Origin of the sequence: Pseudoroseomonas cervicalis ATCC 49957 (genome assembly GCF_000164635.1) — a bacterium.
Taxonomy (GTDB): domain Bacteria; phylum Pseudomonadota; class Alphaproteobacteria; order Acetobacterales; family Acetobacteraceae; genus Pseudoroseomonas; species Pseudoroseomonas cervicalis.
The window spans coordinates 1-2,238 of the sequence record NZ_GG770908.1; the positions used below are offsets into that span (position 1 = coordinate 1).

General features: G+C 72.0%; 2 protein-coding genes. Both read left to right on the forward strand.

The genetic code is table 11. The features are described 5' to 3' along the window. Positions 1–139: 139 nt before the first annotated feature. Positions 140–811, forward strand: a complete 672-nt coding sequence (locus HMPREF0731_RS20230; RefSeq protein WP_040614214.1) for a YggS family pyridoxal phosphate-dependent enzyme — start codon at positions 140–142, stop codon at positions 809–811. Positions 812–912: 101 nt separating this feature from the next. Next, positions 913–2,238 (forward strand): LLM class flavin-dependent oxidoreductase (locus HMPREF0731_RS20235; RefSeq protein ID WP_007006084.1); only part of this gene is annotated, 1,326 nt, incomplete at its 3' end.

A 2,238-nucleotide genomic window follows, 5' to 3' on the forward strand; every position in this document is an offset into this window, starting at 1 on the left:
CCGCCGCCGCGCGCGGGTCGGGCAGCCGGAGCGGGTCGCTGAACAGCCACAGAAGCGGCAGCCAGCCCCGACTCGTCCCCTCCTGTCCCGCCCGCTGCCGCTTGAGCCGCAGCGCCGCCGCCCCTACCGTCCGCACGCCATGTCCTCCATCGCCGACAATCTGAAGCGCATCCAGGACCGCATCGCCAGTGCCGCCGCCCGTGCCGGGCGCCCGGCCGGGTCGGTGCGGCTGGTCGCCGTCTCCAAATTCCACCCCGCCGACTCGGTGGCCGAGGCGCTCGCCGCCGGCCAGGCCCTGTTCGGCGAGAACCGCGTGCAGGAGGCGGCGGGCAAGTTCCCTGGCCTGCGCGCCGCCCATCCGGACCTGCGGCTGCACCTCATCGGCGCGCTGCAGACCAACAAGGCGCGCGACGCGGTGCGCATCGCCGATGTCATCGAGAGCCTGGACCGGCCGAAGCTCGCCGCCGCCCTGGCCGAGGCGATGCGGCGCGAGGCGCGCCGCCCCGGCCTGCTGGTGCAGGTGAATATCGGGCGGGAGCCGCAGAAGGCCGGCATCGATCCCGAGTCGCTGGCCGATTTCGTCGCCGAATGCCGCGAGGCGCATGGCCTGCCGGTGGAGGGGCTGATGTGCATTCCCCCGGCCGAGGCGGACCCGGCGCCGCATTTCGCCGCCATGCAGGCGGCGGCGGCGCGACTCGGGCTGGCCACCCTGTCGATGGGCATGAGCGGCGATTTCGAGGCCGCCATCGCGCATGGCGCCACCCATGTCCGGGTCGGCACCGCCATCTTCGGCGAGCGTCACACACCTTAAATAAGGCCGCGGCTCCGCCCGGGCGCGGAGCCGCAGAAAAGCCTCGTTTGCTGGAAAAATATCTATCATAGTGGACGGGTTCGCCGCAGGAGCCCCGCCCCATGCCCCGTCCGCTGCATTTCAACGCCTTCGACATGGCCTGCATCGGCCACATCCAGCAGGGGATGTGGACGCATCCGCGCGATGCCAGCCTGAACTACCACCGGCTGGACTACTGGACGGAGCTCGCCCGCACGCTGGAGCGCGGGCTGTTCGACGGGCTGTTCCTGGCCGATGTGCTCGGCATCTACGACGTCCAGGGCGGCAGCCCGGACGCCGCGCTGCGCAACGCGGTGCAGGTGCCCCTCCTCGACCCCGCCATGCTGGTGCCGGCCATGGCGGCGGCGACCACGCACTTAGGCTTCGGCATCACCTGCAACCTGGCCTATGAGCAGCCCTTCCTCTTCGCCCGGCGGATGTCGACGCTGGACCACCTGACCGGCGGGCGAATCGGCTGGAACATCGTCACCGGCTATCTGGACAGCGCCGCCCGCGCCATGGGCTTCGACCGGCAGATGGCGCATGACGACCGCTACGACCTGGCCGATGAATACATGGAGGTGGTCTACAAGCTGTGGGAAGGCAGCTGGGACCAGGACGCGGTGCGCGCCGACCGCGCGGCCGGGCTCTATGCCGAGCCCTCCAAGGTCCGCGCCGTGCGCCACCAGGGGCGGCAGTACCAGCTCGACGCCATCCATCTCTGCGAGCCCTCGCCGCAGCGCACCCCGGTGCTCTACCAGGCCGGCGCCTCCGATCGCGGGCGGCGGTTTGCCGCGACCCACGCCGAATGCGTCTTCGTCAATGGCGGCAAGCCGGAGCCGGTGGCGGCGCTGGTCGCCGATCTGCGCGCCCGCGCCGGCACGCGGCCGATCAAGGTCTTCGCCGGCGCCACCGTGGTGGTCGGCCGCACCGAGGCCGAGGCGCGCGACCTGCTGGAGGAATACCGCCGCCATGCCAGCGTCGAGGGCGCGCTGGCGCATGCCGCCGCCTCGCTCGGCATCGACTTCTCCCGCTACGGGATGGACGAGCCGATCGAGACCGGGACCAGCCAGGCGATCCAGTCCAACGTCACCGCCATGAAGCAGGCGGCCGGGCCGGTCTTCACCAAGCGCCGGCTGATCGACCAGTTCGTGCTCGGCAGCCGCCAGCCGCCGATCGTGGGCAGCGCCGAGCAGGTGGCCGACCGGCTGCTGGCCTGGGCCGGGGCCGCCGATGTGGACGGCTTCAACCTCTCCCGCACCGTGATGCCGGAGGGGCTGGAGCGCTTCGTCGAACTGGTGGTGCCGCTGTTGCAGGCGCGCGGCGCCTACAAGACCGAATACGCCCCCGGCACCTACCGGGAGAAGCTGTTCGGCGCCGGGCCGCGCCTGGCCGCGCCGCACCCGCGG